This is a genomic window from Streptomyces sp. ST2-7A (assembly GCF_021390475.1).
In the GTDB taxonomy this organism is placed as follows: Bacteria; Actinomycetota; Actinomycetes; order Streptomycetales; family Streptomycetaceae; genus Streptomyces.
Genome location: NZ_JAJUWS010000091.1, coordinates 1 through 1,141, shown reverse-complemented (window position 1 = coordinate 1,141; position 1,141 = coordinate 1). Strand labels below are relative to the sequence as shown.

General features: G+C 59.6%; 1 rRNA gene. It reads right to left on the bottom strand.

Annotated features, from left to right (window positions below):
- Window positions 1-777 (bottom strand): 23S ribosomal RNA (locus LZF96_RS26330); the annotation flags it as partial.
- Window positions 778-1,141: the final 364 nt, after the last annotated feature.

Below are 1,141 nucleotides of genomic sequence, written 5' to 3'. Positions count from 1 at the left end.
GGTCTTGAGCGCGCTACTCAACCGCCCTATTAGGACTCGCTTTCGCTACGGCTCCCCCACACGGGTTAACCTCGCAACGCACCGCAAACTCGCAGGCTCATTCTTCAAAAGGCACGCAGTCACGACACAACAAGCAAGCTTGCTGTGCGACGCTCCCACGGCTTGTAGGCACACGGTTTCAGGTACTATTTCACTCCGCTCCCGCGGTACTTTTCACCATTCCCTCACGGTACTATCCGCTATCGGTCACCAGGGAATATTTAGGCTTGACGGGTGGTCCCGCCGGATTCACACGGGATTTCTCGGGCCCCGTGCTACTTGGGTGGTGAACAAGCAAGCCGCATGAATTTCGGCTACGGGGGTCTTACCCTCTACGCCGGGCCTTTCGCATGCCCTTCGCCTACCCATACGGTTTCTGACTCGCCCAGCCGCCGGCAGACGACTGAAGTTCACTCCCACAACCCCGCACATGCAACCCCTGCCGGGTATCACACACATACGGTTTGGCCTCATCCGGTTTCGCTCGCCACTACTCCCGGAATCACGGTTGTCTTCTCTTCCTGCGGGTACTGAGATGTTTCACTTCCCCGCGTTCCCTCCACACACCCTATACATTCAGGTGCGGGTGACAGCCCATGACGACTGCCGGGTTTCCCCATTCGGACACCCCCGGATCACAGCTCGGTTGACAACTCCCCGGGGTCTATCGCGGCCTCCCACGTCCTTCATCGGTTCCTGGTACCAAGGCATCCACCGTGCGCCCTTAACAACTTGCCCACAGATGCTCGCGTCCACTGTGCAGTTCTCAAACAACAACCAACCACCCGACGGCAAACCGACCAGAGATCGATCCCCACCGGGGCCGGCATCCCGAAGACACAACCATCACGGCCGCACCCTCAGACACCCAACAGCGCGCCCGACCCGACCCCCACGACCCCTGTGTCTTCCACACCCACCACCCACAACAGGGGTGACCGGCAGTACCGACACGAAAGGGCCGGAAGGATCCGGCCGAATAGTCAACGTTCCACCCATGAGCAACCATCACAGAACATTCGCCTGTGAAATGGCCCTGGAACCACCGGACACAATGTTCCGGCAGCCCTGGATGCTCCTTAGAAAGGAGGTGATCCAGCCG